Origin of the sequence: Aromatoleum petrolei, from assembly GCF_017894385.1 — a bacterium.
In the GTDB taxonomy this organism is placed as follows: domain Bacteria; phylum Pseudomonadota; class Gammaproteobacteria; order Burkholderiales; family Rhodocyclaceae; genus Aromatoleum; species Aromatoleum petrolei.
The window spans coordinates 1,382,790-1,408,298 of record NZ_CP059560.1 but is presented as its reverse complement, the minus strand read 5'-3'; the positions used below and the strand labels follow the sequence as shown (position 1 = coordinate 1,408,298).

Below are 25,509 nucleotides of genomic sequence, written 5' to 3'. Positions count from 1 at the left end.
TCCGTTTCGGCTCGAGGCCGTTGATTGACGTTGGATGCAGGATAGGGAGGAACGCAGCCGGAATGAATTGGCGCGGGAATCGTTTCTGTCGATACTTGAAGTATCGACAGCCGCCCTGCGCGAGTTGCAGAAACGAAAAGCCCCCGGTGATGTGCCGGGGGCCTGGAGGGGAGAGGGAGCGGTCGAAGGGTCAGGGCGAGATCTCGTGACCGATGATGCCGCCGACGGCTGCACCGCCGACTGCGCCGGCCGTCGAGCCGGTCACCGCGTGGCCGACGCCCGCGCCGACCGCGGCGCCGAGGATGGTGCCGCCGGTGGTCGAGCAGGCCGACAGGCTGAAGGCGGTGGCGACGATGACGAGTATCGATTTCAGGCTATGGCTGTTCATGATGTCCTCCTTGCGGAAGGCCGGCCCGTGGCCGCAGCGGGCAGGGCCGGGTGTGCCGCGCTTACTTCGCCGGTTCGCTGCCGGTCGCGGGAGCGGCCGGCGGTGCCGATGTCGCGTCGCTTGCGGGCGGCGACGACGTCGCCGGCGGTGTCGACTCGCTCGGCGGTGCCGGCGGTGTCGTCATCGGCGGCGCGCTGGTCGCCGGCGCCGAAGGCTGTGCCGGCATCGAAGACCCGCTTTCCTCCTTGCCGCAGGCCGCCAGCAGCAGCGGCGCCATCAGGGCCGCGATCAGCAGCGGGCGGGCAAGCTTGCGGGAAGTTTTCGTGGTGCTCATGGCGTTCTCCAGTGTGTCAGGGTTCATTTCAGGCGGATGTCGTTCTTCACCGAGGTGACGCCCTTCACGCCGCGGGCGATCTCAACCGCGCGGTCGATCTCTTGCGGGTTGTTCGCGAAGCCCGAGAGCTGCACGGCGCCCTTGAAGGTCACGACCTTGATGTCGAGCGCATTGACTGCCTTGTCCTCGACGAAGGCCGACTTGACCTTGGTCGTGATCACGCTGTCGTCGATGTATTCGCCGGTGCTCTCGCGCGTCGGCGTGCCGCTGCAGGCGGTCAGCGCGGTCAGCATTGCGACGAGCAGGGTCGTTTTGGTGATGGTCCGGTTCATGATGCGTCCTCCTCTTCATCGTTGGTCAGGCATTGCCGCCCTTGCCGGGCTGGGGCGCCGCGCCGCGGTTCTTCTCCTGCAGCGTGCGGATCAGCCCGTCGGGCCCGCCCTTGGAGAGCTCGGTCGCGAAAGTGCCGCGGTAGTTCGTCACCAGGCTCACGTTGTCGATGCTCACGTCGAACACCTTCCACTGGCCGGCGTTCTTCGCCAGGCGGTAATCCACCGCGATCGGCTGGCCGCCCGGCTGGTTGATCTGCGTGCGCACCAGCGCCGCACCGTCCTCACGGCCCGAGGTCGCCGGCTTGTAGCTCACCGTCTGGTTCTTGTACGAGGTCAGCGCGTTGGCGTAGGTGCGTACCAGCAGCGTGCGGAACTCGCGGGTCAGCGCCTCGCGCTGCCCGGGCGCCGCCTGGCGCCACCCCTGGCCGACCGCCAGGCTGGTCATGCGCGGGAAGTCGAAGTGGGGGCCGATCTTCTCCTCGATCAGCGTCATCGCCTTGCGCTGGTCGCCGGCCTGCAGCGCCTTGTCCTCGCGCAGCACGGTCAGCACGTCCTCGGTCACGCCTTTCACGAGCGCGTCGGGGCTGGATTCCTGCGCGTGCAGCGCCACGGGGGCCAGCATCAGCGGCAGGCAGACGAGACAGGTTCTCAGTTGTCGAATCATGGAAGGTCTCCTTGCAGCAACCAGTTCCGTTCGGGCTGAGCCAGTCGAAGGGCTCGGGGCGAACGCTTGTCCTTGATTGCCGCTTCAGTTCTTCTTCGAGTTCTGTTTGGTCTTGTCGGCTGCGCCCCATTCGATGAGGGAGATCTTTCCGTTGCGGTCGGTGTCCATCGAATCGAAGCTCGCCTTGGTTTCAGCCGAGCGCTTGGCTTCGTCCTTCGAGATTTGCCCGTCCTTGTCCTGATCGAGTTCCTTGAACATCGGCGGCAGCTCGGTGCGGCCAGCTTCGGGCGACACGCCTTGCGGCGCGCTCTTCGCGGCGCCTGCCGGCGTGGCTGGTTGTGCCGGGGTGGCAGGCTGGGCCGGGGTTTGCGTTGCGGGCTGGGCCGGCGTCGCGCGTTGGGCAGGCGTTGCCGGTTGAGCCGGGTCGGCCGCGGTCGCGGCGACGGACATTGCCCCGGTGACAGCCAGTGCGAGCACGGTAAGAATGTTTTTCATCGCTCTTCTCCTGCGTTTGTCGGTCTATCGTTCGTCGGCAACCCCGCTCCTCGGTGCTGCTGCGTGCCATGTGCGGGGTCGCTGCGAGCAAGACCCATGTTAGGGATCGGGCATCCAGGGGTCTGTCGGACGAAGCGGAAACGCGTGTAGGACGATTCCTGCAAGGCGCAGGGCAGACGCGGCCCGCGATGGAGATTCGCCATGAAACTGATCACACCGCTTCGCGAGTACGCGCGCGCCGAGCGCATCGCCGCCTTCGGCCGCCACGGCCTGCTCGCGCTCGGCTGCGCGCTGGTGCTGTCGCTGTTCGGCTCCAGCTTCTGGCAGGCCGGCACCAGCCTGGAGGCGCTCGGGAAGCTGCAGCTGCACGCCGAGCGCACCGGGCGAGTCGACAGCCTGATGATCCAGCTCGTCGAAGCCGAGAACGGCGTGCGCGGCTACCTGCTCACGCGCAATCGCGCCTACCTCGAGCCGTATCTCAACAGTCTCGCGACCGTCACCTACACGCTGGACGACATCCACCTCGACCTCGGCAAGGGGCCGGAGAACGAGCAGATCCTGTCGCAGCTCACCGGGCTCATCACGCTGCGCATGCGCATCCTCTCGGACGAAGTCGAGCGCGGCCAGCTCGTCGATCGTTCGGCCTCCGCGGACGGCCGGCGCTACATGGACGAGATCCGCAAGACGCTGGGCGAGATCAAGCGTCGCGCGCGCGCGCGGGGCCAGCAGTCCTTCGACGAATCGATCGCCCACGTCGACCGCACGCGCTGGGTCGTCGCCACGCTCGCCGGAGGCGCGCTCGCGCTGCTGCTGATCCTGTTCCTCGTGCTGCGCGCGCAGGTGCGCCTGCGCGAACAGATCGCCCGCCTGCTCGCGCAGGAAAACGCCCGCCTGGAAGGGCAGGTGCGCGCCCGCACGGCCGAGCTGTCCGACCTCGCCAGCTACCTCACCAACACGCGCGAGACCGAGAAGGCGCACCTTGCGCGCGAGCTGCACGACGAGCTGGGCGCGCTGCTCACCGCCGTGCGCATGGACGTTGCGTGGATCGCCCGCAAGCTCGACCCCGCCGCGCTCGCGCCGCACCGCGAACGCTTCGACCGCCTGCTGCGCACCCTCGACAGCGGCATCGCGCTCAAGCGCCGCATCATCGACGACCTGCGCCCGCCACTGCTCCAGGAACTGGGGCTGGTCGCCGCGCTGCGCACGCTGGGCGAGGAATTCGCCAAGAACGCCGGCGTCGAGGTCGCGCTCGATCTGCCCGACGCCGACCTGCCCCTGCCGCCGCAAACCTCGCTCGCGCTCTTCCGCATCGCGCAGGAAGCGCTCACCAACGTGCGCCGCCATGCGCATGCGCAGCGCGTCGAGCTGTCACTGCAGATCACGCCCGAATGCGTGCAGCTCGCCATCGGCGACGACGGCGCGGGCTTCGACGCGGCCGCCGCGCGCGGGCGGCACGGCCTGGCGGGAATGCGCCACCGCGTGCAGATGTTCGCCGGCGAGCTCGCCATCGACAGCCGCCCCGGCGAAGGCACGCGCATCCGCGCGCGCCTGCCCTGTGAGCGCGTCACGCGGGCCGAACCGGCCGCCGATACGGCTCAGTGAGTCTCGGTGGCCGCCCGGCGCAGGAATTCGACGTAGTCGAGCAAGGCATCCATCTCCAGCGCCTTGTCGAAGAAGCGATCCACCCCCAGCGCACGGCAGCGCTCGCGCAGGTGCGCATGGGCGTGGTTGGTGAACACCGCCGTCGCCGGCTGGCCGTAGCATTCCGGCTTCGCCCGCAGCGCACGCAGCACCCCGAGCCCGCTGCCTTCACGCAGGTTGAGGTCGACGATCGCCAGGTCGGGCCGGCGCTCCTGCAGCGCCTGCAGCGCCTCCGCCTCGTCGCCCGCGACCGCCACCACCGCGACGCCCTCCAGCTCCTCCAGCATCGCGCCGAGCAGGCTGCCGAGGAGCGGCGAATCCTCGATCAGCAGCACCTTCAGCGGCGGGCAGGTCGTGTGCGCCATCGTGCGTCGCCCTCACTCGACCAGCAGCCCCTGCCGGATCGCATAGGCCGCCAGTTCCGCATTGCTCGCCACCTCCAGCTTCTCCAGCACGCGCGAGCGGTAAGTGCTCACGGTCTTCACGCTCAGCGCCAGCGAATCCGCGATCTCCGTCACCGACTCGCCCCGCGCCAGGCGCAGGAACACCTGCAGCTCGCGGTCCGACAGCGACTCGTGCGGCGGCGCCGTGCCGCCCCCCGCCAGCTCCTCCGCGAGCAGCTCCGCGGTGCGCGCCGACACGTAGCGCCGCCCGTCCGCCACCGTGCGGATCGCGCGGATCAGCTCCTCGCGCTCGCAGTCCTTGCACAGGTAGCCGTCGGCGCCGCTGCGCAGCAAGGCCATCGCATAGCGGTCCTCGGGAAAGCCCGATAGCACCAGCACGCGCACCCCCTCGAAGCGCTGGCGGATCGCACGCAGCACATCGACCCCGCTCTGGCCGGGCAGGGCCAGGTCCAGCAGCACGACGTCGGCGCCCGTCTCGCGCAGCGCGTCCAGCGCGTCCTCGCCCGAGGCGGCCTCGAAGGCGATTTCCAGGTCCAACTCGTCCGCAAGCATCTCGCGGAAGCCCGCGCGCACGATCTGGTGGTCATCGACGATGGCGATTCGCAGCATTCAGCCTCCCGAAATGGTCCCTGCCGGATTAGTCCGCCGAACCCCGCATCCGTTCGCAGGCCCCGATCCTCGTCCTGCGCCCGCCCTATACACCGCCCTACGCACCGCCCACCGGCAGTGCCTGCCGGTCGACGACCCGCCGCAGCACGAAGCTCGAATGCACCCCCGTCACGCCCGGAATGCGCGTGATGCGGTTGAGCAGCAGTTCCTGGTAGGCGTCCATGTCGCGCACCACCACCTTCAGCTGGTAGTCCGCCGCCTGGCCGGTGATCAGCAGGCATTCCAGCACTTCCGGAATGTCCAGCACCGCCGCCTCGAAGTCCGTGAAACGCTCCTGCGTATGCCGGTCCATCGAAATCTGGATCAGCGCCATCAGCGTCAGGCCCAGCGCCTTCGCATTCACCTGCGCGCGATAGCCGGAGATGAGGCCGGACTCCTCCAGCGCCCGCACGCGCCGCAGGCAGGGCGAGGGCGACAGGCCGATGCGGTCGGCCAGGTCCTGGTTGCTGATGCGTCCGTCCTGCTGCAGCACGCGCAGGATTTCGCGGTCGTAGCGGTCGAGTTCCATCGGATTGCCGGTTTTGTGTTTGAGTTCGGTGTGCATGTCATCAAATCTAGCATGTGCGCAATAATCTGCCAAAAATTGCCGTAGTGCACTGCAAAAACGCAAGCCTCTGCCAAGCGCAATTGCGTACCATGCTCCTCATCGACAACGACAACAGCGCCCCGGACCCCATCATGTTGACCGACCCGTCCCGCAAGTACCGTCCCTTCCCGCCGGTAAACCTCCCGGACCGCCAGTGGCCCGGCCGCGTCATCGACAAGCATCCGATCTGGATGAGCACGGACCTGCGCGACGGCAACCAGTCGATCTTCGAACCGATGGACGCGGCGAAGAAGTTGCAGCTCTTCCACACGCTGTGCGACATCGGCTTCAAGGAAATCGAAGTCGCCTTCCCGTCCGCCTCGCAGATCGAGTTCGACTTCGTGCGCGAACTGATCGACGGCGGCCACATCCCCGACGACGTCACCATCGAAGTCCTCACCCAGGCGCGCGAGGAACTCATCCGCCGCACCATGGAATCGATCCGCGGCGCCAAGCGCGTGATCGTGCACGTCTACAACGCCACCTCCGAAACCTTCCGCGAGACGGTCTTCGGCATGAGCAAGCCGCAGATCATCGAGCTCGCCGTATCGACCGTGAAGCTCATCAAGGAACTCGCGGCCCAGCAGCCCGAGACCGACATCCGGCTCCAGTACAGCCCCGAGACCTTCACCGCCACCGAACTCGAATTCGCGCTCGAAGTCTGCAACGCCGTCACCGAAGCCTGGGGCGCGACCCCCGACAACAAGGTCATCCTCAACCTCCCCGCGACGGTCGAAGTCGCCACGCCCAACATCCACGCCGACCAGATCGAGTGGATGCACCGCAACGTCGCGCGCCGCGACAGCGTCCTCATCAGCGTGCATCCGCACAACGACCGCGGCACCGCCGTCGCCGCCGCCGAGCTCGGCCTCATGGCCGGCGCCGACCGCGTCGAAGGCTGCCTCTTCGGCAACGGCGAGCGCACCGGCAACGTCGACATCGTCACCCTCGCGCTCAACCTCTACACCCAAGGCGTCAATCCGGGGCTCGACTTCTCGGACATCAACGCCGTCGCCAGAACAGTCGAGCACTGTACCCAGCTCCCCATCTCCCCGCGCCACCCTTACGTCGGGGACCTCGTCTTCACTGCCTTCTCCGGCTCCCACCAGGACGCCATCAAGAAGGGCTTCGCCGCCCACAAGGCCGATCAGCAGTGGAACGTGCCCTACCTCCCCATCGACCCGGCCGACGTCGGCCGCAGCTACGACTCCGTGATCCGGGTCAACAGCCAGTCCGGCAAAGGCGGCATCGCCTACCTGCTCGAAACCGAATACGGCATGGTCCTGCCGCGGCGCCTGCAGGTCGAATTCGCCGCGGTCGTGCAGAAGCACGCCGACACCCACAAAGGCGAAGTCGTGGCCGCCGACATCTGGCGCCTGTTCTCCGAGACCTACCTCGCAGACGACCGGTCCGTGCGCTACGTCGAGCACCACCTCTTCGAGCACGACACCGCGCAAGGCATCCGCCTCACGCTCGAAGTGAACGGCCAGCCGCAGACCCTCGTCGCCGAAGGCAACGGCCCCATCGACGCCGCCGTGCGCGCCTTGCACGGCATCGGCATCGACCTGCAGGTACGCAGCTACGAGGAACGCTCCTTCGGCAGCAGCGCCCAATGCGGCGACGCCCGCGCCTATGCGTTGATCGAAGTCGCGAGGCCGGGGGCGGCCGGCGACTGCTTCGGCGTTGGCATCGACGAGAACATCGTCACCGCATCGATAAAGGCGATGGTCAGCGCGCTGAACCGCGCCGGCGGCGCCGCGCTCGCGACCGATAGGCCACACGCCGCCTGACAGCGCGGCAGGGCGCAGACGCGTGTGCGTCTGCGCCTCTCCGATCATGGGGGGGCACGGTAGGGTGTCGCCCCATCCGCTTTGGCGCGCGCCGATCCCATGGCATGCACGCCGCTTCTGCCCGACGTCGAGTTCCTCGACGACTCCTCCGCGCCTCCTGCGCCGTCCCATCCGCGACTACCGTCGAAACCTTCGCGCACGCCCCGCGCTGCGCAGCACTGATCGAGCATCGGCGCTCGCCCTGTCGCGCCCAGCGACAGACGCACTGCATCGCCTGCCCGGAGTTCGTGTCGCAGACGGTCTTCCATGAGAAATCAATGGCTTGTGCAAGACTCCATGCGGCACGTCGCGCATTTGACAGGGGTATACCGCTCGGCTAAGTTGAGTGAATCCGAAATGCCCGAAGGCGGCCCGCAGGGCGCTGATAGAGCTTTTCACGCCACAATAGGCCGATTCCGTCTAGCTCAATATCGATGGATTCCATCTACTACAACTGTTGGGCAGCGAACGCGGAGGACGCGTGTGACGAATAGATGTTGGAAGACTGTCGCGGAATATCATCACAATAGAATTCAAGGCGTTATTAGTCAGTCGGACTGGCGAAACCAAGAGTTTATTATAACTTCGGGCGCCGACCGGCAGGCCGCCATGTTGATGCTTGCCTTAGATATTCGACGCCTTGCCGAGGTGATCGCAGTGTGGGATTCGTGGGAAGAGACCTATTCTTCAAACATGAGCTTATTTCGGGACGTCGCGATGAACGATCTATTGGACGTTCTCGGTCGAATGAAGGCGCTAATTGGAGAATGGCCGCTCCACGAGTCGTTCAGGGCGAGCTCTGACAACCAACTAACTCTTGACCTGTTACAAGCAATTCCGCCAAAGCGTTTTAAGAAGAAACACGGAGGGGTTGGCGAAGTCACCAACGAGCAGATAAGGCGGACCGCTCCGCCTGACTTGCAGCTTATCTTCTTTACCACAAGCAAAGTGCTACATGCCGATGAATATGGCGTGTACGCCCATTGCACGAATGATTCGCTAGCATGGACCGCCCTTGTTATGGCGGGAGATTTAGCGTGCTCCATATATCGTTCGCGATGCCAGAACATTTGAAGAACACATGCAAGCCCAACCACTGCTTACAGCGGACTGTCAAAATGCTGCGCATTTTCTCGTCCGCTGAAGGCCCACGTTAGGCATCGAGTCAAACCGGTCGCGACATTTCAAGGAGGAGTGATGGACTTCGACGCGATGGCATATCCCGACACCTTCGAGATTGGAGGCGTCTCTTACAAGGGGCAGCGAGATCGGAAGAAATCCGAAGTCCTAGTGCCGTACACGACGCCGCCGACTGTGGACATTGGCGACACGATCGTGCAACGCACCGGCCCAAGTTCAATTCACCTCAAGGTCATTGATGTGAACTATTTGGAGGGAGGTTCACTCGGAGTTGGAACCAAGCATCCTCACATGCTGACGCTGCATGTTGAGAATCTCACAGCGGCTCGCCACCAGTCGCCCGCAGCGCCAACGATTCAAATCGGGACTGTCTCGGGCCAGCAAGTCCAAGTGGGAAATCAAAACTCAATGGCCTTCCACATTTCTTTGGCCGAAGTCGTTCGCCAGGTTGCAGAAAGTGGCGACCCGAAAGCTAAAACTCTTCTCCGTGAAGTCCTGGAAAACAATACCGTCGCGGCTGTCGTGGGCGCCGGTGTGTCTGCGCTCATCGGGGCACTCGGTGCCTAACAGGTCGTTCGATGCGGACACGCACCGGCAAGGCGCCGCAAGCCGTGCGCGGGAGCATACGTCTCGCGGCGCCTTGCCGGTGCGTGCCGGTCAACTCCGACGTTGGGCGTCACACGAAAACCGATGAGGAGACTCAGATGCAGCTAAAACATTCGGCAGTCAAACGCGGTGGCGTAACGTCTTCGTACTGGTACGGTACTACCCAGAACGTTGACGGCTATACCGGCCCCGAGGGCCTTCGCTTCAGCTTCACGCTTCCATCAAAAGGCGGTGGCGATACGCAAATCCAGGTGAGCGTAGGTCTCGAAGACTTGAGCGCTCTACTCAAAGAGCTCGCCGCAAAGCACCCCGACTTTGCTGAGACCCTTGCTGAATGTACGCAGGTTGCAGTTTCGGCGCTGCTTGAGTCAAAGAAGTCCGGGTAGGCTCAGTCTGGTCACGCAAGTGAGGCATCAAGCGCAATGACGCCCAACAATCCAGTCAACCGGACCGCTGGCAACCGTCGTCGCTTGGGCTACCCGCCCCGCGCGGCGTCCGGTTACTTTCACCGTTGGGCGCGCTAACTGGAACGACCAATGGCAACTATTTGTTGGATATGCGGCGCGAGTGCGGATAGCGCGGAGCATCGTCTCAAGAAGAGTGACCTCGTCCGCGCTCACGGCCGAGGCCCCTACGTTGGTTCGTCAGCTCTAATACACTTTCGATCGGGAAAGCAAACCAAAATACAGGGTCCCGGCTCAAAATTTGTAAAGTACGCGCCGAGTTTGTGCCAACACTGCAACTCCACGTACACCCAGCCTTTTGATCGCGCCTACGATCAATTTATCGAGTGGGCGATGGGTAACGAGGGCTTGGTGCTCCGTCGCGGGTTTATAGATTTCGAAGAGGTATATGGGGACGGCTGGGAGGACTCTCAGCGCAACCTGTACAAGTACTTCGTCAAGTCATTTGGGTGTCGATTAATTGATGCCGAAACCGCCGTACCCGAGGATATGGTCGAACTCCTTAGTCAGGCTAAATTTCGGACTCGCCTTCGTTTGAGCTTTGCTGTCAATGAAGACATTCTTATCCTGCCCGAAAAATATCGTTGTGGCTTTATCGGTAAGGGTGACTTGCTTACATGGGCTTCGCGTAGCGCGCCCTCGCCTGATGAGTCGTTTACCTGGAACGAGCATGTCTCGTGGCTAACGATATATTACTGGTACAACCGCGCCCCTGATGGAGCTTATGGGTCCGAATGGATAGCAAATGCCAAATTCATCTACCTTGGCAGCCTCGCGCCCTTGGATGAGGCCACGAGACTTGACCTCATTGGGAAGATGAGGAATTGCTGTGAGTCTGAAGAACGCCAATAAGCCCAACCCTACAGTCAAGCGGACCGTCAAAAGGCTGGCGCCTTTTGCCGTCCGCTTACTTTCACGTTAGAAATCATGAACTCCGCGCCAGTTGCAGTTGATCGAGGGGCATTTGCGCTACTTGAGGACAGCGTTGTACTCGCAATGCGAGCCGAGGCAGAGACTGATTTTGATGTTGCGGCAAGCCTTGGTCGATCTTCCGTTCTTGCAACCACCCTATTTGTCGAGGCTTGTGCAAATACATGTCTCGATATGCTGGCACTAGAGACCGCATTTGCAGGTGACGTCGATCGACTTCCTACGCTTTCAAAATTTGATCTATTCCTTCGCCTGTATCGGCCCCAACGAAAAATAGACAGATCGCGCCACGAGGTTCAGGGGGTCATTGAGCTCAAGCGCATCAGAGATTCGTTCGTCCATCCCAAAGGTCAGCGTGTGATCTGGGATTCTTGGTCGCCGGAACAATCTACGTCTAGGTCACCGCGTACCAAAGCAACAGACCTACCGAAAATTCTATCGTTCTGTGGCCAGGAGGATCCGCCGCGCGCCATGATCGCTGCCCACTCTTTCTTGGGCTACTTCTTCGTTGAACTGAGTCGTTTTCGACCGTCGCACGTCAGTTCGTTGTTGTTTTCCGAACAACAGGTGCCAAGTCTGCATGAGAAACTTGTCCCGTATTGGAAGTCAGATCGGCATCACTGGCTAAAGATGAAGATGATTAATTTTAGTTACGTGCGAATTGGGAAGCTATGATCTCTAACCCTGCGTTCGAGCGGACCTGCGCGAAAAGCCGCGCAGGACGCTCAACTCCACGTTATGCCTCTGAGGAACGCCACACAACTTTGGGGTCAGGTCTCGCATATTGAGGCAAGAGGCAAGAGGCAAGACCTGACCCCCGTGTGACTGTGAACATCAAGTATCGGGCATGGAAGTCCAAAAGGCTGGGGTGACATCATGCGAGCCATCATCATCGTTTTGATCGCGATGCAATCATTCGTGATTGGATCAGTCAATGCAGACCAAGGAGTCGCAGGGGGGCTCGCGGCCCTATCGACTTGCGTCAACGAGTGCGTTGCACCGGGGAGCTATGAATTCAAGCCGACTGAACGCGAATGCCTGCAAGTCTGCGAGTGCTGGTTGACTATCGAAAGCAGTCGGTGGCGGGAGGAGATGACCGACGCGAGTCGAAAGCTACGGGGACAAGTTTGCGCTGCCAAGGTCTGGCCACAGCACTTTGCGGCGTTAGCTTCGATAAAAAACCATGACCACGTTCGACCAAGGAAAGATGTTATTAAGTATGGAAGATTTCTTGGTGACGAGAGTCAGGTGGAGCGGTCCCAACGAGATGTTGTGAGGACTCAAATTCAGACGCTTATGGCATCCAATCAAAAAATATTAGGATGTCACTATAGTGAGCCGGAATTTAGCAAAACTTATTATTTGTGGTATGAGAAGGTTCCTATTCGCCAGTCCGACTTATTCGTCGCGTCGGAAAGACATCCGCTCCGCTTTTTCGGAGACGTTGCTTTTGTTGAATGCCCTAAGAATCTTGGGGAAATGGAGAGGTATGCCAAGGAGTCGATTGCGGCGTGGAGGCGATTGGCCGGTAAATGATGTTTCGCTCCATCCCGCAGCAGCGGGGCGTGTTTACGCCGCCTACGGCGGCGTTTATGTCTTCGTCGCCATCATGTGGCTGTGGCTCGTCGATGGCATCAGACCCACCGCGTGGGATATCGCCGGTTCTCTCGTTGCGGTGGCTGGCATGGCGATCATCATGTTTGCTCCACGGCATGCGTAGCCTCCACAGTCCTCGCGTCTGTGGCCCAACCCGGCAGTCGATCGGCCTGCGCGAGAGGTCGCGCGGGCCGCTCCCTTGCATGCCAGGCGACCGGAACACAAAGGAGATCATGCGATGCGAAAACTGATCATGTGGAATCTCATCACCCTCGATGGTTGCTTCGAGGGGGCGAAGAGCTGGGACTTGCCCTGGCACGAACGGGTCTGGGGCGAAGAACTCGAACGATTCTCCCTTGAGCAGTTGGCGTCGGCCGATGCGCTTCTGTTCGGACGCGTAACCTACGAGGGCATGGCAGCATATTGGCAGACGGCACAGGGAGACATCGCGGACTACATGAACAGTCTTCCGAAGGTGGTCTGTTCGCGTACGCTGCAGACTGCGGCCTGGAACAACACGACACTGGTGAAGGACAAGGTCGCCGAGGAAGTGGTCAGGCTGAAGCAACAGGGAAGCGGAAACATATTCGTCTTCGGGAGCGCCGATCTCTCGAAGACGCTTATGAACGAAGGGCTTTTCGACGAATATCGGATTGGTATTGCTCCGTTCATTCATGGCAACGGCAGACCCCTATTTGCCGACGGATTAAAGCCGCAAGAGCTTCAGTTGCTCGAATCACGCCCGCTTTCGGTCGGCTGCGTGATCCTTCGCTATCAAGGAGTGGCGTGAGAAGCGCATCCCGAGACGGTTCGTCTGACAAGGCCATCCACACAGGCAGTCAATGGCGTTGCTTCGCGCTGCGCTTGCGCGCCGGTTATGGCGGACGTTCGGCAGGCGCGACTAAATTCTGGAGCGGAACACAGCAATGAAGACTCAATACTTCGCAGCCACAAGTCTTGATGGCTTCATCGCCACCGAGGATGACTCTCTGGATTGGCTCTTTCCACTTGGCGACCTGAACGACACGGGTTATCCCGAGTTCATTGCCGGGGTCGGCGCGCTGGCAATGGGATCGGCCACCTACGAATGGATGCTACACAATTCGGAAAGGGTTGCTGCCGAAACGGGTTCGCCGTGGCCCTATGTACAGCCTGCCTGGGTATTCACCAGTCGCACGCTCCCGATCATCGAAGGTGCAAACATCCGGTTCGTGAAAGGGGATGTGCGCCCCATTCACGAGGACATGCGCGTTGCGGCCGGTACCCGGAACATCTGGATTGTCGGCGGCGGTGACCTCGCAGGGCAGTTCCATGATGCGGGTCTCTTGGACGAGCTGATTCTCCAGATTGGTTCGGTCACCCTTGGCAGGGGCAAGCAACTGTTTCCTCGCAGGGTGTTGAGCCCGACCCTGCGCCTGGTGTCGGTTCGCCAGATCGGCTCAGGGATGGCGGAACTCCGTTACGAAGTATGCAAGAGCGGTGGTGCCGACGTCGCCTGACGATTCACTACAGCGGACTGCCCTGACGGGCCGGCGGGCGTCGCGGGTGAACCATGCGTAACGAATTTGCGCTATGGTGAAGTATTGCCGATGGCATTCTGCGGTCGGCGGATCATGCTAAAGGAGTCGTCATGGGACTTTTCAGCAGCATCCTCGCGAAGTTGGGGTTCGGCGATGACGCAGTAGCCCCCGCAGGGTCGGCCGCCCCGGCTTCCACAACCGCTGGAGCGCAGTCCGCGCCCGCAACGTCGGCTGCCGCCCCCGTGGCGATCTCTCAGGTCGATGTCGTGGCGAAGCTTGAGGCACTTTCCGCCGCGAGTGCGCAGAAGCTCAATTGGAAGGTGTCGATTGTCGACCTCATGAAGCTGCTGGGCCTGGACAGCAGTCTTGCGGCGCGCAAGGAGCTGGCAGCCGAGCTTGGCTGTCCCGCTGACAAGATGGGGGATTCCGCGCAGATGAACATCTGGCTCCACAAGACGGTCCTGCAGCGCCTGGCGGACAACGGCGGGAATATTCCCAGCGAGCTCCTGTAGCCTGGAGTTCCGGTTCCGGACGTTTGATCTTTTTCGCATGATCACCGTGCAATCCTGCGCATTCTCTGTTCAACAACAGGAGCATCCAAATGGCGGGTTGGTTCGAGCTGAGCAAGAGTAGCGATGGACAGTTTCGCTTCGTTCTCAAGGCAGGTAACGGCGAAACGATTCTCACGAGCGAGTTGTACAAGGCCAAGGGGTCTGCGGAGAACGGGGTCGCATCGGTGCAGGCGAATTGCGGGAGCGATGAACGCTATGAGTGCAAGACCTCGTCTGCCGGAAAGGAATTCTTCAATCTGAAGGCTGCAAATAGTCAGGTGATCGGGACGAGCCAGATGTATCCGTCCGCAGCCGCCCGCGACGCCGGCATCGCAAGCGTGAAGGAGAACGGGGGGACGAAGACGATCAAGGACAACACCTGATTCGTCTGCCGTGCGGGGCGTACAGGGGCTCGCTTTCCTGGTCGCCTCGGCAAGACGGGAAGTCAGTCGTTCAACGGCAGGACGGCGCATAATCTCCCGGACTGGATCAATGAACGGGTAGCCGGGCTGCCCGAACTTCCGACGCTAGGATGACCCTTCACGCCAACGTCACATGCCCCGCTTGCAGGAGCCAGGACTGCCGCAAGTCCGGTTGGCGATCGGACGTCGAAAGGCAGACGAATCCTGGGCTCCGGCCGTATCGTTGCCGCACCTGTCACCACCGGTTTTGGGCGCCTCCCCGCGCGTCGTCGGGCCGGCGCTTCGCATTTTCCGCCGGGGCGCTGCCGCTGGTGCTCATCGCTATCGCGGTGTTTTGGGTGTTCGACGAGCGGCGGGTGGACGACGATGCCGTGCAGGAGCCCATCCCGGCGGCAACTGCGGTCGATCCGCATACGCTGAGAGAGGCGCAGGAGGGCGATGCCGAGGCCCAGGTCCGTATTGCGAAAGTGCTGCTGTTCGGCGGCGTGCAGTCCGGCGAGCAAGCCGGCGAAGCGGTGCGGTGGTTGCAGTCGGCCGCGGAGAAGGGCCATCCTGGGGCGATGGTGATGCTCGGTAAACTCTACCGGAGCGGCTTCGGTGTGCTGCAGGACTATGGCGAGGCCCTGAAGTGGATCCGCACGGCAGCCGAACGCGGACATCCCGACGGCATGCTCGAACTCGGCCGGCTGTACCGTGACGGCGTGGGAATGTCGCGGGATCCGGTGCTCGCCTACGTGTGGTTCAATCGCGCGGCCGCGGCGCTGCAGGTCGACGCGGTGCGACATCGCGCGGACGTTGCGCGCGGCCTGACTGCGGACCAGTTGAAGGAGGCGCAGGCCCAGTCGTTGGCACTTGAAGCCGGTGAAGCCGGAGCGAAGCTGGCGCAGGACAACGCAAAATGACCGTGCTGAATGGGGCCGATCCCGTGACGGCAACGATCCGTTCCGAGACGCCGTCCGACGAAGACGCCATCGAGCAGGTGACGCGACGCGCGTTCCTGTCTCACCCCTACAGTCACCAGACCGAGCAGTTCATCATCCGTGCGCTGCGGGCGGATGATGCGCTCGCGGTGTCGCTCGTTGCCGAGGAGGCGGGCCGGGTCGTGGGGCATGTCGCGCTCTCGCCGGTGACGGTGAGTGACGGTTCCGACGGCTGGTACGGGCTGGGACCCATTTCCGTCGCTCCCGAATGGCAGGGGCGCGGCATAGGGCGGGCGCTAATGGAGCGGGGGATCGCCGAACTGCGGCGGATGGGGGCGAACGGGTGTGTGCTGGTCGGCGAGCCGGCGTTCTATCGGCGCTTCGGATTCGCGCACGATCCGGCGCTGGTGCTGGAGGGCGTCCCGCCGGAGTACTTTCTAGCGCTGTCGCTCGGGCCTTCGTCGGCGCACGGCGAGGTCCGCTTCCATCGGGCATTCGAAGCCACGTCCTGAGGTGGCCCGCCGGTCGCTGAAGGCCGGCCTCAGCCCGCGGCGAAGGCGCCGAGGCGCCGGATTGCGTCTTCGAGGCGCGGCGACCAAGGGTAGCCGCAGTTCAGGCGCAGGCAGTTGCGGAAGTGCCCGGTGGCGGAGAAGAGTTCGCCGGGCACGATCGCGATGCCGGCCTGGGCCGCGTCCTCGAACAGTGCCATGCCGTCGCCGCCGGCCGGCAGCTCGACCCACAGCACGAAGCCGCCCTGCGGCTGCGAGATGCGCGTGCCGGCGGGGAAGTGGCGCAGCACGGCTTCGGACATCTGCATGACCTGCTTCTGGAAGGCGCGGCGCAGGAAGCGCAGCTGGCGGTCGGAGGCCGTCGATTCGAGGTAGCGCGCGGCGACGGCTTGTGTCACGGGGTTCGTCGCTCCCGAGGTCAGCGTCTTTTGCAGCGTCACCGCGGCGTGATAACGCCCGGCCGCGACATAGCCCAGGCGCAGCGAGGGGATCAGCGTCTTCGACAGCGAGGAGCACAGCATGACGTTGCCGCTGGTGTCGAAGGATTTCAGCGGCCAGGGGCGCTGCGTGCCGAAATAGAGTTCGCCGAAGATGTCGTCCTCGATCACCGGGATGCCGCGCTCGGCGGTCAGCGCGGCCAGCCGCCGCTTTTCCTCGTCGGGCATCAGGCTGCACAACGGGTTGTTGAAGTTGGTGACGAGCAGGCAGGCGGCGATGCGTCGTTCGCGGCTGGCGATCTCCAGCGCGTCGACCGACAGGCCGAGCCGCGGGTGGGTCGGGATTTCCAGCGCCTTCAGGCCGAGTTGCTCCAGCAGCTGCAGCATCAGGTAGTAGGACGGCGACTCGACCGCGACCGTGTCGCCGGGCTTGGTGACCGAGCGCAGGCACAGCAGCAGGGCTTCGGTGCAGGAGTTGGTGACGACGATCTCGTCGGCGGCGAGCGGCTGGCCCCAGGTGAGCGAATGCCGCACGAGCTGGCGCACGAGCTCGGGGTGGTTGAGCATGGAGTGGCTCGCGGCGTCGAGGAGGTGCCCGGCGTGGCGGCCGATCTGCCCGTACAGCCGCTGCAGCGGCGCGATGGGCAGCAGTTCGGGGGCGGGCAGGGCGGCGCCGAGGGGCACCATGTCGGGGCGGCTGTTGAGCGTAACGACGCGCATCAGGCGGCTGCTGATATCCACCGCCACCGGGCGGGTGCGGCGCGGACGCGCCTGCGGTTCGAGCTGGGTGGTGTGGCAGGCGGCGGGCGGCCGCACGAAGAAGCCGGATTGCGGCCGCGCCTCGATCTGGCCGCGTTCTTCGAGCTGGCGCAATGCCTGCACCACGGTGGAGATCGACAGCTTCTTCTCGCGCGCCATCGTGCGTACCGAGGGCAGGCGGTCGCCCGGGCGCAGGATGCGCTCGGCGATCATGCCGCTCAGCTCGTCGGCGAGCTGTTCATAGCGCAGCGCGCGCTGCTCCATGGCCGTTCCTTTTCCGAAATGCGTGCGCGGTCATTGTCCGGCCGGCCGCCCGCGCCCGAAAGGTACAGTTGGGGTCGAAATCGACCGGTACACTTTGAAAAATCGCCAACTGTATCGATGTCAATTTCGGTTCCGTGTGTCTGTACTGGCGCGGTCGCGATTCCTAGACTGGCATTGCACCTTCAATGGATATTTCGGGAGAGCGATCATGCGCCTGTTGTCGAGCAGTGGAACGATCCAACTGGACGAATGGAGCCCGCTCGCGCTGCGCGACGCCCGTGGGCTGCGCGTGGAGTGCGCCCGCGGACGGATCTGGGTGACGGCGGAAGGGCAGGCGGGCGACTTCTTCCTCGACGCCGGCGACGGCATGCGCATCGTCACCAAGGGATTGGTGCTGATCGAAGGGGTGCCGCGCGGCAGCGTGCGCCTGGTCGCCGACGCGCCGTGGCCGATCCGCTGGGCGAGCCGCCTGCTGAGCCGCGTGTATCGTCCGCGTGCGCAGCGTGCCGTTGGCGCTGCAGGAGCGGCGGTCTGATCGTTGTTGGTGCGGGAGGGGGGCGACCGCGCGGCCGCCCGCATGCGGTACAGTGCAGGGCATCACCAACCTGGCATGGTGCGGGAAACCGCCCCGTGCCCCGTCCCGATGCCCGACTACCACTGGACCGAACGGCAGTTCGACGAGATGTCCTGGCACGACTGCCATGTCCATGCGCTGCGCCTCGTCGAGGGTGAATACGGGGCGGGGGAGCTGGTTCTCGACCTGGACTACATCGTCGAGTGGCTGTGCGATGCGGAAGGCTGCCGCTTTCGCATCGTGCCGGCGACACTGCGCTTTCGGGAAGTGACCAATCTGCGGCTGTCGCTGGACTACGCGGGCCCGAGCGCGGCGATGGGGCCGTTCTCGATCCATGCCATCGAGCGCCGCGACGAGCCGCGGGAGCGATACGTGGCGCAGGTGTGGACGATTGCGATCAACTGGCCCAGGGGCGAGATCGCATTCGAGGCGAAGGGCTTCGAGCAAGGTGCGACCGGAGCGCCGGTCGTGAGTGCGCCCCAGTGCCTGCGGGCGGACGAGCGGGGAAGGCATGTCCAGGGCGGATGAGGAGCGCTGCGCCGAATACCGGCAGTTCGCGAGGATCGACGCGGCCTTCCGCAGCGGCGATCTCGCCGCGCTGCGGGCCTCGGTCGATGACCCCGCGCAGGTGCCGAACGGGCCGATGCCGATCACCGTAGGGTCCTGCCTCGAATATGCGATCTACCACAGCCCGCTGGCGTTCATCGGCACGCTGCTGGAGATCGGCGCCGACCCGAATGCGCCGGACGATGGCGGCTTCTCGTCGCTGATCGCGGCGCTGTCGTGCACGAATCCGCATCCCGGCGCGCGCGGCCGCAAGGACGTCGTGGAGATCCTCGATCTGTTGCTCGCCTTCGGGGCGGACCCCGACCAGCGCGGCATCAACGACTACACCGCCCTGCACATGGCGGAGGGCGAGCGCAATCTGGCGGCGCTGGCGTGCCTGCTGGCGGCGGGGGCGGACCCGACGCTGCGCACGCGCATCGATGACTACGAGACGCCGCGCGAGATGGCCGAGCGTGCCGGGCTCGTACAATTTGCCGAACTCCTCGCCGAGCACGAACGGCGGCGCCGGACCCTGAACCGTTCGCACGACTGACCGGACCCCGCATGGACCGCTACACCGAAATCCGCAGCTTCGTCCTCGTCGCCGAAAAAGGCAGCTTCGCCGCCGCCGCGCTGGTCGAGGGCGTGACGCCCGTCGTCATGGGGCGCCGCCTCGACGGCCTGGAGAAGCGCCTGGGCGTGCGCCTGATGCACCGCTCGACGCGCGGCCTCACGCTCACCGACCTCGGCGAGCAGTTCCTCGAGCAGTGCCGCCACCTGATCCACGAATTCGACGAGGCCGAGACCAGCGTCAGCGCCGGCCGCGATACGGTGCGCGGCCACCTCGTCGTCTCCGCCCCCGCGGCCTTCGGCCGCCGCCACGTCGCCGCGCACGCGCCGGCCTTCAAGGCGCGCTACCCGGAGCTGAAGCTGTCGTTCAACCTCACCGACAGCGTTGTCGACCTGGTGCGCGAGGGCTACGACATGGGCATCCGCATCGGCGAGGTCACCGATCCGAACTATGTCGCCGTCCGCCTGTTTCCCAACCGCCGCGTCGTCTGCGGTACGCCGGGCTACTTTGTGCGCCACGGCGAGCCGCGCGTGCTGGAGGATCTCACCCGCCACAACTGCCTCGCCTTCAACCTGCAGGGCGGGCAGCAGCGCGGCTGGAGCTTCGTGCGCGACGGCAAGCTCGTCGCGGTACGCGTCGATGGCGACCTCGACTGCAACGACGGCGAGCTGCTCTACAGCTGGGTGAAGCAGGGCCTCGGAATCGGCTGGCGCTCGACCTGGGAGATCCAGGCGGAGCTCAAGCGCGGCGAGCTGGTGACGGTGCTCGACGAGTTCGCCGCGCCGACCTACGACATCCAGGCCGTGTATCCGCAGCAGCGTTACCTGCCGGCCAAGGTGCGGCACTTCATCGAATACCTGAAGGGTATCTACAACACGCCCGGCTATTGGGAGCGCGGTTAAGCCGCCGCCCTCCGCGCCTACTGCTGCGCGCGGAAGCGGTAGCCCTGGAAGTCGAGCACGACGCCGTCCTTGCCGGCGCTGGTGAGCGTCAGGCCGGGCGCGACTTCCTCGCCTTCCTGCACCAGCCGGTCGTTGATCACCACCATGCGCTTGTCCGAATCCGGCGCCGCCGCGAAGCCGGAGATGTCGAGGCGCGGCAGGCTGCCGCGCACTGCGGGCGGCAGTTCGTGGATGTTCAGGATGTGGCCGTCCGATGCCTTGCGGTTCGGTGCCGGTGCCGCAGGCGTCGCCGTGGCGATGCGGGTGGCGGACGGAGCAGGGGGCGGTGCGGGGGGCGTGATCCTGGCGACCGGCGCAGGGCGTTCTGATGCCGGCGGTTCGCGGCGTGTCGTCGGGACAGGGAGCGCGGTTTTCGCCGCTTGGGGTGCGGCGGCAGGCGGAGGCTCGGGCGCGAGCGCTGCGAGTGCCGGCGGTGCGGCGGGAGCGCTGGCCGCCGGCGGAGCAGGGGGCGGAGCGGGCTGGGGTGCCACCGCTTGCGGCGCCGCCGGTGCAGCCAGGGCGACGCTTCGGGCGGCGTCCGCTTGCATGTTCTGCGTCGCCTGCGGCGGCGTTGCGGCCGCGTGCGGTTCCGCCGCCTGCCAAGGGCGCCACCAGCCCAGAATCGCCGCCGCAAGCGCGAGCGCGAAACCTGCCGCAAGGTAGGGCGGGCGGGGCGCGGTCCGGTGAACGGTCGCGCTCGGCGTCGTTTCGGGTAGCGTGTTCAGGTCCGGCACCTTGCCGCGATGGCGCGCGTGCTCGGATTTCTGCAGGGCTTCGAGGATGTAGGACATGCTTATCGGGCCTGCTTCGTCAGGACGGGCGTGTCGGGTTCGGACAGGACCGCGAGGCGTACGACGGTGAGCGGGCCGACCACGCCGTCCTCGGGCAGGCCGTTGCTGCGCTGGAAGGCGCGCATGCGCTCCTCGACCTGCGCGGTGTAGGTGCGTGGGGATGCCTCGGGTTCCGTGAGCCCCTCCCAGCGCGCGAGCTGGCGCACCACCCACACGACATCGCTGCCGCGCATGCCGGTGCCGACCGTGCGGTGCCATCCGGGCGGTGTCCGCCATAGCAGCGTGTAGTTGCCGTGCCATTGCCGCTGTAGGGTGTCGAGCGATACGTCGTGTGTGTCGCCGGCGAAGGCGATGCGGGCGCGCTCGCCGTCGATCCCGAGCAGCGTGGCGAGGAAGTTCGGTCCGTCCGCCTGGCGCAGTTCGACGATGGCCGGCGCGTTCATCGCCCGAAGCTCGTCGAGACCGCCTTCGCGCCGCAGGCAGCCGAGATCGCGGCGCGCGGCGAGGCGGCAGGCGTCGTCGATGCCCAGCAGCCGCGCGTCCAGCCCCCACAAGGCGAACAGGCTGCGTACGGCCATCACCTCGTGCAGCCAATGCTCCTCCGGCTTCGGCCAGGCGATCGGCTTCTCCGGTGTTGTCGCGGCCGGTTCGGCTGCGATGGTGACAGGTTGAGCACCGGCGTCCGTGCTGCCCGCGACCGACGCCTTGGCGACCGGCGCAGGCTCGGGCGCGGCAGGGGCCGCTGCGACGGGTGTCGTCGTTCCCGACGCGGGAACCGCAAGGCCGTAATGCCAGGCCGCGGCTGCGCCGCCCGCGAGCGCGATGCCGAGCGCGGAAGCGAGCGCGATGCGCCGTGCCGCGGATGCCCGTGGCACCGAGCCCAGCACTTCGCCCGCCGCCTTGTCGAGTGTGCTGCGGACAACGCTCGTCTTGCCTTCGACGTAGGCGCCGAGCAGCGCCCGGTCGCAGATCACGTTGATGAGGCGTGGCGTGCCGCCGCTCAGGCGGTAGAGGCGGTCGATCACCGCGTCGGGAAACAGCCGCTGCTGCCCGCCGGCGACTGCGAGGCGGTGATTCACGTAGGCGCCCACCTCCTGCCGCGATAGGGGCTCAAGGTGATAGCGCGCGACGATGCGCTGCGCGAGCTGGCGCAGCTCGGGCTGTGCAAGCCGCTCGCGCAACTCCGGCTGGCCCAGCAGGATGATCTGCAGCAGCTTGCGCTCGTTCGTCTCGAGGTTGGTCAGCAGGCGCAGCTGCTCCAGCACTTCGTTCGACAGGTTCTGCGCCTCGTCGACGATCAGAACCGTCTTGCGCCCGCGCGCATTGGCGTCCAGCAGGTGGCGGTTGATGCGGTCCACCAGCACCTTCACCGAGTGCTCGGCGCCTGCGACCGGCACATGCAGCTCGTCGCACAGCGTCGCCAGCAGTTCCAGCGTGTCGAGCTTGGGATTGAGGATGAAGGCGATGTCGCAGCCGTCCGGCACCTGTTCCAGCAGGCAGCGGCAGATCGTCGTCTTGCCGGTGCCGACTTCGCCCGTGAGCAGCACGAAGCCGCCGTCGACGCGCAGCCCGTACAGCAGGTGCGCGAGCGCCTCGCGATGACGTTCACTCATGAAGAGGTAGCGCGGATCGGGCGCGATCGAGAAGGGCGCCGCGGAAAACCCGAAATACTCGTTGTACATGCGTGCGTCTCGTCTCCGCCGGAGCGGCCGGGCGTCGTTGCGGGAAGTCGGCAGTGCACCCGCAGGCGCGGGTTCTGCGCTAGTTTCACACTTCCCCGGCAAGGAGCGCAAACGCCCCGGCGCGTGTCCGTGCGCGTTGCCGTGCGATGTTTAACGCGGCCGAGTCGCTTATCATGCCCGTCCGACGACATGCCGCGACCGACAGGAGTCAGCCATGCCATTCACCCCGCTGCACATGGGGCCCGGAATCCTCGTGAAGGCCTTTCTCCAGGGCAGTTTCTCCCTGATGGTGTTCGGCTGGGCGCAGATCGTCATGGACATCCAGCCGCTGGTCGTGATGATCACCGGTGAGGGGCATCTGCACGGCTTCTCGCATACCTATGTGGGCGCCACGCTGCTGGCGGTGGTCTCGACGCTCACCGGCAAGTACCTGTCGGAACTCGGGCTGAAGCTGCTGGGACATCCCGAATTCCTGCCCATCGGCTGGCCGGTGGCAGTCGTGTCGGCCACCATCGGGACCTTCAGCCACGTGCTGCTCGACAGCGTGATGCACGGCGACGTGGAGCCGTTCTGGCCGGTTTCGCTCGCGAATCGCCTGCACGGGATCATCTCGATCGAGGCGCTGCACTGGCTGTGCGTCGGCTCGGCGGTAATGGGCGCCGTGCTGTATTTCGCGCTTGCCGCTCGTCTGGCCCGACGCGCTGCTGCACCGCGGGCGTCGAGGCCATGAGGCGGTGCCCTTCGGCGGTGGAGCCGGCCGCCGCCGGCGTCGGCTGACGAATGGCCTCCCCGGCGGTCAAACGAACGTGATTCCCTTGTCTGCAAGGAGACGACAATGGGCAAGAATCGGTTCACGCCGGGGGTGGCGCTGCTCGCTGTCCTCGCCGGGTGCGCCGGCACGGGAGCCGGGCGGGAGATGCAGGGTGCGGCGGCCGGGGAAATCCTGCACGTGCCGCTGACCGCGACGCGGCACAACACGGGACGAATCGGCAGCGCGATGCTCGTTTCGCACGGAGGAGATACGACGGTGACGTTGCAACTGAGCAACGTGCCGAGCCATGCCACGCGCCCGATCCATCTCTACACTTACATCCACGGGGGGCGCTGCGAGGCGATGAGCGAACGTCCGGCTTACGAGCTGACCGACCACGTGCTGGCGAGCCCTCTCGGGTGGCCCGGCGCGATCGCGGCCTATCGCGGACCGGTCACCCTCACCAACGTCGCGCCGGTATCCCTCGGCAAACTGCGCGAGACGCCGCACGCCATCAATGTCCTCACGGCACCGGCGGACGGGGGGCTGAGCATATTTTGCGGGAACATCGCGGGCTGAGCGCCGTCGCATGCCGGAAGGACGTGCGGCGTGAAGGCGGTTCCGGAAGCGGGATCCCCTGTTCCGCTCCGGTATTGGCGACAAGAGGAGGATGAGCATGAACGAAGGACCCGCAGGCACTACCGGATCCACGGACGACCACGCATTCGTGCATTCGCGCCTGATCGATGCGCCGCGCGAACGCGTCTTCAGGGCCTTTAGCGACCCCGCGCACCTCGCGCGCTGGTGGGGGCCGAAGGGCTTCAGCAACACCTTCCACGAGTTCGATTTCCGATCCGGCGGCGGGTGGCGCTTCGTCATGCACGGGCCGGATGGCAAGGACTACAAGAACGAAAGCGTGTTCGTGGAGGTCGTCGCGCCGGAGCGCATCGTCGTGGAGCACGTGCTCAGCCATCATTTCCTGCTGACGATCACGCTGGCGGCGCAGGGCGAGCGGACGCTGGTCGGCTGGCGGCAGGTGTTCGACACCGCCGCGGAGCGGCAGCGCATCGCCGACATCGTCACCGAGGCGAACGAGCAGAACCTCGACCGTCTCGCGGCCGAAGTGAAGAACGTCGCCTGAGCCTGCACGCGGACGTCCCCGCAGACCCCTGCCGACCAATGGAGTGCGACATGGCCGAAGTCATCGGAATCGACCACATCTATCTTGCCGTCTCCGACCTGCCCGCGTCCGAGCATTTCTACGACCGCGTGTTGATCGAGGCGCTGGGCTTCCGCAAGAACCGCTTCACGCTGGCGGGCGATCCTCACATCCAGTACTACAACCGGCAGTTCGGTTTCGTGCTGCGGCCCGCGCGCGTGGCGACGAAGCACGAACCCTATGCGCCGGGGCTGCATCACTTCTGCCTGCGCGTGGATTCGGAGGCCGAGGTGCGCGACGTGGCGGAGATGCTGCGCGGGTTCGGTATCGACGCATCGGAGCCGAAGCGATATCCGGACTATGCGCCGGACTACGTGGCGACCTTCTTCGAGGATCCCGACGGCGTGCGCCTGGAGGTGACGAACTATCGCCAGGAGCGCCGCGACCGGCACGATCATTGGGACAACCTGCCGCGATAGCCCGCCGCGAAGGCATGCCGAAATCGACGGGCAGGTGTGGCGGCCACGCATCGCGCATGCCGGAGGCGGCCGGCTTGATGCAGAATTGCTGCTCGCCGCGGCGAACGCCTTGCCGGCGTCACGCCCGCCGCGCTTCTCCGATGTTCAATTCTCAGCGAGTCTCATGGCCATTACCCGCATACACCTTGCCGCCGCGACCGCGGCGACCTTTGCCGCGATCATGCTCGTAGGGGCCGTGATCCGTTTCACCCTCTCGGGTGATGCCCTCGTGCTGAGCTTCCGGTTCGCGCAACCCCTGACGTGGCTCATGGGGCTGACCGGAGTCATCGTCGCGTGGGGGCTGCTGAAGCATTATCGCTGGGCGTGGTGGCTCGGCATGGGGGCGGCGGCCTTTCAGCTGTACCGCGTGGGGAGCGTGCTCGTCGAGCACGTCAGCTTCACGCGCCCGCCCGCCTTCTGGCCGCTGCTCATCGCGGTGCTGATGCTGACCTTCCTCGTGCTGGCCTTCCCGTCCCACGTGCGCGCATCCTGCAGCCGCTGACCTGCGTTCGTGCG

The 25,509-nt window shown here is 65.0% G+C and carries 34 protein-coding genes and 1 pseudogene; 24 read left to right on the top strand and 11 right to left on the bottom strand.

Going from position 1 to position 25,509, the window contains the following annotated elements; translation table 11 throughout:
- Positions 1-190: 190 nt before the first annotated feature.
- The 5 genes from ToN1_RS06425 to ToN1_RS06405 all read right to left on the bottom strand — a co-directional run bounded on the left by ToN1_RS06425 (position 191) and on the right by ToN1_RS06405 (position 2,213).
- On the bottom strand, positions 191-388 hold the full coding sequence (locus ToN1_RS06425) for a glycine zipper 2TM domain-containing protein (RefSeq protein WP_169207567.1): 198 nt from the start codon (positions 386-388) through the stop codon (positions 191-193).
- Positions 389-449: 61 nt separating this feature from the next.
- A complete protein-coding gene (locus tag ToN1_RS06420) occupies positions 450-722 on the bottom strand; it encodes a hypothetical protein (RefSeq protein ID WP_169207568.1) in 273 nt (90 codons plus the stop codon).
- Between the two features lie 23 nt (positions 723-745).
- A complete protein-coding gene (locus ToN1_RS06415; RefSeq protein WP_169207569.1) occupies positions 746-1,054 on the bottom strand; it encodes a BON domain-containing protein in 309 nt (102 codons plus the stop codon).
- Between the two features lie 25 nt (positions 1,055-1,079).
- On the bottom strand, positions 1,080-1,718 hold the full coding sequence (locus ToN1_RS06410; RefSeq protein ID WP_169207570.1) for an MlaC/ttg2D family ABC transporter substrate-binding protein: 639 nt from the start codon (positions 1,716-1,718) through the stop codon (positions 1,080-1,082).
- A gap of 84 nt (positions 1,719-1,802) precedes the next feature.
- On the bottom strand, positions 1,803-2,213 hold the full coding sequence (locus tag ToN1_RS06405; protein WP_169207571.1) for an EF-hand domain-containing protein: 411 nt from the start codon (positions 2,211-2,213) through the stop codon (positions 1,803-1,805).
- 201 nt (positions 2,214-2,414) lie between these two features.
- On the opposite strand from ToN1_RS06405, the gene ToN1_RS06400 reads away from it, so the two are divergent.
- Positions 2,415-3,815: a CHASE3 domain-containing protein gene (locus ToN1_RS06400; RefSeq protein WP_169207572.1), complete on the top strand. Its 1,401-nt coding sequence runs from the start codon at positions 2,415-2,417 to the stop codon at positions 3,813-3,815.
- Here ToN1_RS06400 and ToN1_RS06395 read toward each other — a convergent pair.
- The 3 genes from ToN1_RS06395 to ToN1_RS06385 all read right to left on the bottom strand — a co-directional run bounded on the left by ToN1_RS06395 (position 3,809) and on the right by ToN1_RS06385 (position 5,435).
- Positions 3,809-4,219, bottom strand: a complete 411-nt coding sequence (locus tag ToN1_RS06395) for a response regulator (RefSeq protein WP_169207573.1) — start codon at positions 4,217-4,219, stop codon at positions 3,809-3,811. The genes ToN1_RS06400 and ToN1_RS06395 overlap by 7 nt on opposite strands.
- A gap of 12 nt (positions 4,220-4,231) precedes the next feature.
- On the bottom strand, positions 4,232-4,867 hold the full coding sequence (locus ToN1_RS06390) for a response regulator (protein WP_169207574.1): 636 nt from the start codon (positions 4,865-4,867) through the stop codon (positions 4,232-4,234).
- Positions 4,868-4,964: 97 nt separating this feature from the next.
- A complete protein-coding gene (locus ToN1_RS06385) occupies positions 4,965-5,435 on the bottom strand; it encodes an Lrp/AsnC family transcriptional regulator (RefSeq protein WP_169207591.1) in 471 nt (156 codons plus the stop codon).
- A gap of 170 nt (positions 5,436-5,605) precedes the next feature.
- On the opposite strand from ToN1_RS06385, the gene leuA reads away from it, so the two are divergent.
- The 14 genes and pseudogenes from leuA (at position 5,606) to ToN1_RS06315 (ending at position 16,003) form a co-directional block, all read left to right on the top strand.
- On the top strand, positions 5,606-7,303 hold the full coding sequence (leuA, locus tag ToN1_RS06380; RefSeq protein ID WP_210148120.1) for a 2-isopropylmalate synthase: 1,698 nt from the start codon (positions 5,606-5,608) through the stop codon (positions 7,301-7,303).
- 648 nt (positions 7,304-7,951) lie between these two features.
- Positions 7,952-8,416: a hypothetical protein gene (locus ToN1_RS06375; RefSeq protein ID WP_169207575.1), complete on the top strand. Its 465-nt coding sequence runs from the start codon at positions 7,952-7,954 to the stop codon at positions 8,414-8,416.
- Positions 8,417-8,539: 123 nt separating this feature from the next.
- Positions 8,540-9,049 (top strand): hypothetical protein, encoded by a 510-nt coding sequence (locus ToN1_RS06370; protein ID WP_169207576.1) that lies wholly within the window; start codon positions 8,540-8,542, stop codon positions 9,047-9,049.
- A gap of 137 nt (positions 9,050-9,186) precedes the next feature.
- Entirely contained in the window at positions 9,187-9,474 is a 288-nt protein-coding gene (locus ToN1_RS06365; RefSeq protein ID WP_169207577.1) for a hypothetical protein, read from the top strand.
- Positions 9,475-9,885: 411 nt separating this feature from the next.
- Positions 9,886-10,404 carry a hypothetical protein gene (locus ToN1_RS06360; RefSeq protein WP_169207578.1) on the top strand — a complete coding sequence of 173 codons (519 nt, stop codon included), beginning with the start codon at positions 9,886-9,888 and terminating at the stop codon, positions 10,402-10,404.
- 75 nt (positions 10,405-10,479) lie between these two features.
- Entirely contained in the window at positions 10,480-11,157 is a 678-nt protein-coding gene (locus ToN1_RS06355; RefSeq protein ID WP_169207579.1) for a hypothetical protein, read from the top strand.
- 201 nt (positions 11,158-11,358) lie between these two features.
- Complete coding sequence (locus tag ToN1_RS06350) at positions 11,359-12,018, top strand: hypothetical protein (protein WP_169207536.1); 660 nt, start codon at positions 11,359-11,361, stop codon at positions 12,016-12,018.
- A 1-nt stretch (position 12,019) separates the two neighbouring features.
- Positions 12,020-12,202: pseudogene (locus ToN1_RS06345) on the top strand (YnfA family protein); the annotation flags it as partial.
- Positions 12,203-12,316: 114 nt separating this feature from the next.
- Positions 12,317-12,868: a dihydrofolate reductase family protein gene (locus ToN1_RS06340; RefSeq protein WP_169207580.1), complete on the top strand. Its 552-nt coding sequence runs from the start codon at positions 12,317-12,319 to the stop codon at positions 12,866-12,868.
- Between the two features lie 136 nt (positions 12,869-13,004).
- Positions 13,005-13,577: a dihydrofolate reductase family protein gene (locus ToN1_RS06335; protein ID WP_169207581.1), complete on the top strand. Its 573-nt coding sequence runs from the start codon at positions 13,005-13,007 to the stop codon at positions 13,575-13,577.
- A gap of 131 nt (positions 13,578-13,708) precedes the next feature.
- Entirely contained in the window at positions 13,709-14,110 is a 402-nt protein-coding gene (locus tag ToN1_RS06330; protein ID WP_169207582.1) for a DUF3597 domain-containing protein, read from the top strand.
- Positions 14,111-14,199: 89 nt separating this feature from the next.
- Entirely contained in the window at positions 14,200-14,532 is a 333-nt protein-coding gene (locus tag ToN1_RS06325; protein WP_169207583.1) for a YegP family protein, read from the top strand.
- Between the two features lie 350 nt (positions 14,533-14,882).
- Entirely contained in the window at positions 14,883-15,473 is a 591-nt protein-coding gene (locus tag ToN1_RS06320; protein WP_244860986.1) for a tetratricopeptide repeat protein, read from the top strand.
- Positions 15,470-16,003, top strand: a complete 534-nt coding sequence (locus ToN1_RS06315; RefSeq protein WP_210148043.1) for a GNAT family N-acetyltransferase — start codon at positions 15,470-15,472, stop codon at positions 16,001-16,003. The genes ToN1_RS06320 and ToN1_RS06315 overlap by 4 nt, the downstream gene beginning before the upstream one ends.
- A gap of 29 nt (positions 16,004-16,032) precedes the next feature.
- Here the strand turns inward: ToN1_RS06315 and ToN1_RS06310 are convergent, their stop codons facing one another.
- The gene (locus ToN1_RS06310; RefSeq protein ID WP_169207585.1) at positions 16,033-17,460 is read right to left on the bottom strand and encodes an aminotransferase-like domain-containing protein; all 1,428 of its coding nucleotides are present in this window, start codon (positions 17,458-17,460) and stop codon (positions 16,033-16,035) included.
- A 208-nt stretch (positions 17,461-17,668) separates the two neighbouring features.
- Here ToN1_RS06310 and ToN1_RS06305 point away from each other — a divergent pair, with 208 nt between their 5' ends.
- The 4 genes from ToN1_RS06305 to ToN1_RS06290 all read left to right on the top strand — a co-directional run bounded on the left by ToN1_RS06305 (position 17,669) and on the right by ToN1_RS06290 (position 20,053).
- A complete protein-coding gene (locus tag ToN1_RS06305; RefSeq protein ID WP_169207586.1) occupies positions 17,669-17,995 on the top strand; it encodes a DUF2917 domain-containing protein in 327 nt (108 codons plus the stop codon).
- 75 nt (positions 17,996-18,070) lie between these two features.
- The gene (locus ToN1_RS06300; protein WP_169207587.1) at positions 18,071-18,562 is read left to right on the top strand and encodes a hypothetical protein; all 492 of its coding nucleotides are present in this window, start codon (positions 18,071-18,073) and stop codon (positions 18,560-18,562) included.
- The gene (locus ToN1_RS06295; protein ID WP_210148042.1) at positions 18,546-19,133 is read left to right on the top strand and encodes an ankyrin repeat domain-containing protein; all 588 of its coding nucleotides are present in this window, start codon (positions 18,546-18,548) and stop codon (positions 19,131-19,133) included. The genes ToN1_RS06300 and ToN1_RS06295 overlap by 17 nt, the downstream gene beginning before the upstream one ends.
- An 11-nt stretch (positions 19,134-19,144) precedes the next feature.
- Entirely contained in the window at positions 19,145-20,053 is a 909-nt protein-coding gene (locus ToN1_RS06290) for a LysR family transcriptional regulator (protein ID WP_169207588.1), read from the top strand.
- A 17-nt stretch (positions 20,054-20,070) separates the two neighbouring features.
- On the opposite strand, the gene ToN1_RS06285 is transcribed toward ToN1_RS06290, so the two are convergent.
- Together ToN1_RS06285 and ToN1_RS06280 are read right to left on the bottom strand one after the other, a co-directional pair.
- On the bottom strand, positions 20,071-20,883 hold the full coding sequence (locus tag ToN1_RS06285; protein ID WP_210148041.1) for a general secretion pathway protein GspB: 813 nt from the start codon (positions 20,881-20,883) through the stop codon (positions 20,071-20,073).
- A gap of 2 nt (positions 20,884-20,885) precedes the next feature.
- Positions 20,886-22,565 carry an ExeA family protein gene (locus tag ToN1_RS06280; protein ID WP_169208520.1) on the bottom strand — a complete coding sequence of 560 codons (1,680 nt, stop codon included), beginning with the start codon at positions 22,563-22,565 and terminating at the stop codon, positions 20,886-20,888.
- A 214-nt stretch (positions 22,566-22,779) separates the two neighbouring features.
- Here ToN1_RS06280 and ToN1_RS06275 point away from each other — a divergent pair, with 214 nt between their 5' ends.
- The 5 genes from ToN1_RS06275 to ToN1_RS06255 all read left to right on the top strand — a co-directional run bounded on the left by ToN1_RS06275 (position 22,780) and on the right by ToN1_RS06255 (position 25,495).
- Positions 22,780-23,295, top strand: a complete 516-nt coding sequence (locus ToN1_RS06275) for a DUF4184 family protein (protein ID WP_169208519.1) — start codon at positions 22,780-22,782, stop codon at positions 23,293-23,295.
- Positions 23,296-23,400: 105 nt separating this feature from the next.
- Positions 23,401-23,895: a hypothetical protein gene (locus tag ToN1_RS06270; RefSeq protein ID WP_169208518.1), complete on the top strand. Its 495-nt coding sequence runs from the start codon at positions 23,401-23,403 to the stop codon at positions 23,893-23,895.
- A gap of 97 nt (positions 23,896-23,992) precedes the next feature.
- Complete coding sequence (locus ToN1_RS06265) at positions 23,993-24,457, top strand: SRPBCC family protein (protein ID WP_169208517.1); 465 nt, start codon at positions 23,993-23,995, stop codon at positions 24,455-24,457.
- Positions 24,458-24,507: 50 nt separating this feature from the next.
- On the top strand, positions 24,508-24,954 hold the full coding sequence (locus tag ToN1_RS06260; RefSeq protein ID WP_169208516.1) for a VOC family protein: 447 nt from the start codon (positions 24,508-24,510) through the stop codon (positions 24,952-24,954).
- 163 nt (positions 24,955-25,117) lie between these two features.
- The gene (locus ToN1_RS06255) at positions 25,118-25,495 is read left to right on the top strand and encodes a hypothetical protein (protein ID WP_169208515.1); all 378 of its coding nucleotides are present in this window, start codon (positions 25,118-25,120) and stop codon (positions 25,493-25,495) included.
- Positions 25,496-25,509 lie beyond the last annotated feature (14 nt).

Bases quoted from the DNA above. Each gene is read 5' to 3' on its own strand.
- leuA (WP_210148120.1), top strand. From the start codon at position 5,606: ATGTTGACCGACCCGTCCCGCAAGTACCGTCCCTTCCCGCCGGTAAAC.
- ToN1_RS06420 (WP_169207568.1), bottom strand. From the start codon at position 722: ATGAGCACCACGAAAACTTCCCGCAAGCTTGCCCGCCCGCTGCTGATC.
- ToN1_RS06395 (WP_169207573.1), bottom strand. From the start codon at position 4,219: ATGGCGCACACGACCTGCCCGCCGCTGAAGGTGCTGCTGATCGAGGAT.
- ToN1_RS06340 (WP_169207580.1), top strand. From the start codon at position 12,317: ATGCGAAAACTGATCATGTGGAATCTCATCACCCTCGATGGTTGCTTC.
- ToN1_RS06425 (WP_169207567.1), bottom strand. From the start codon at position 388: ATGAACAGCCATAGCCTGAAATCGATACTCGTCATCGTCGCCACCGCC.
- ToN1_RS06360 (WP_169207578.1), top strand. From the start codon at position 9,886: ATGGGTAACGAGGGCTTGGTGCTCCGTCGCGGGTTTATAGATTTCGAA.
- ToN1_RS06385 (WP_169207591.1), bottom strand. From the start codon at position 5,435: ATGGAACTCGACCGCTACGACCGCGAAATCCTGCGCGTGCTGCAGCAG.
- ToN1_RS06400 (WP_169207572.1), top strand. From the start codon at position 2,415: ATGAAACTGATCACACCGCTTCGCGAGTACGCGCGCGCCGAGCGCATC.
- ToN1_RS06350 (WP_169207536.1), top strand. From the start codon at position 11,359: ATGCGAGCCATCATCATCGTTTTGATCGCGATGCAATCATTCGTGATT.
- ToN1_RS06415 (WP_169207569.1), bottom strand. From the start codon at position 1,054: ATGAACCGGACCATCACCAAAACGACCCTGCTCGTCGCAATGCTGACC.
- ToN1_RS06305 (WP_169207586.1), top strand. From the start codon at position 17,669: ATGCGCCTGTTGTCGAGCAGTGGAACGATCCAACTGGACGAATGGAGC.
- ToN1_RS06330 (WP_169207582.1), top strand. From the start codon at position 13,709: ATGGGACTTTTCAGCAGCATCCTCGCGAAGTTGGGGTTCGGCGATGAC.
- ToN1_RS06295 (WP_210148042.1), top strand. From the start codon at position 18,546: ATGTCCAGGGCGGATGAGGAGCGCTGCGCCGAATACCGGCAGTTCGCG.
- ToN1_RS06410 (WP_169207570.1), bottom strand. From the start codon at position 1,718: ATGATTCGACAACTGAGAACCTGTCTCGTCTGCCTGCCGCTGATGCTG.
- ToN1_RS06355 (WP_169207579.1), top strand. From the start codon at position 10,480: ATGAACTCCGCGCCAGTTGCAGTTGATCGAGGGGCATTTGCGCTACTT.
- ToN1_RS06315 (WP_210148043.1), top strand. From the start codon at position 15,470: ATGACCGTGCTGAATGGGGCCGATCCCGTGACGGCAACGATCCGTTCC.
- ToN1_RS06260 (WP_169208516.1), top strand. From the start codon at position 24,508: ATGGCCGAAGTCATCGGAATCGACCACATCTATCTTGCCGTCTCCGAC.
- ToN1_RS06275 (WP_169208519.1), top strand. From the start codon at position 22,780: ATGCCATTCACCCCGCTGCACATGGGGCCCGGAATCCTCGTGAAGGCC.
- ToN1_RS06290 (WP_169207588.1), top strand. From the start codon at position 19,145: ATGGACCGCTACACCGAAATCCGCAGCTTCGTCCTCGTCGCCGAAAAA.
- ToN1_RS06300 (WP_169207587.1), top strand. From the start codon at position 18,071: ATGGTGCGGGAAACCGCCCCGTGCCCCGTCCCGATGCCCGACTACCAC.
- ToN1_RS06375 (WP_169207575.1), top strand. From the start codon at position 7,952: ATGTTGATGCTTGCCTTAGATATTCGACGCCTTGCCGAGGTGATCGCA.
- ToN1_RS06365 (WP_169207577.1), top strand. From the start codon at position 9,187: ATGCAGCTAAAACATTCGGCAGTCAAACGCGGTGGCGTAACGTCTTCG.
- ToN1_RS06285 (WP_210148041.1), bottom strand. From the start codon at position 20,883: ATGTCCTACATCCTCGAAGCCCTGCAGAAATCCGAGCACGCGCGCCAT.
- ToN1_RS06310 (WP_169207585.1), bottom strand. From the start codon at position 17,460: ATGGAGCAGCGCGCGCTGCGCTATGAACAGCTCGCCGACGAGCTGAGC.
- ToN1_RS06255 (WP_169208515.1), top strand. From the start codon at position 25,118: ATGGCCATTACCCGCATACACCTTGCCGCCGCGACCGCGGCGACCTTT.
- ToN1_RS06280 (WP_169208520.1), bottom strand. From the start codon at position 22,565: ATGTACAACGAGTATTTCGGGTTTTCCGCGGCGCCCTTCTCGATCGCG.
- ToN1_RS06270 (WP_169208518.1), top strand. From the start codon at position 23,401: ATGGGCAAGAATCGGTTCACGCCGGGGGTGGCGCTGCTCGCTGTCCTC.
- ToN1_RS06265 (WP_169208517.1), top strand. From the start codon at position 23,993: ATGAACGAAGGACCCGCAGGCACTACCGGATCCACGGACGACCACGCA.
- ToN1_RS06370 (WP_169207576.1), top strand. From the start codon at position 8,540: ATGGACTTCGACGCGATGGCATATCCCGACACCTTCGAGATTGGAGGC.
- ToN1_RS06405 (WP_169207571.1), bottom strand. From the start codon at position 2,213: ATGAAAAACATTCTTACCGTGCTCGCACTGGCTGTCACCGGGGCAATG.
- ToN1_RS06325 (WP_169207583.1), top strand. From the start codon at position 14,200: ATGGCGGGTTGGTTCGAGCTGAGCAAGAGTAGCGATGGACAGTTTCGC.
- ToN1_RS06390 (WP_169207574.1), bottom strand. From the start codon at position 4,867: ATGCTGCGAATCGCCATCGTCGATGACCACCAGATCGTGCGCGCGGGC.
- ToN1_RS06335 (WP_169207581.1), top strand. From the start codon at position 13,005: ATGAAGACTCAATACTTCGCAGCCACAAGTCTTGATGGCTTCATCGCC.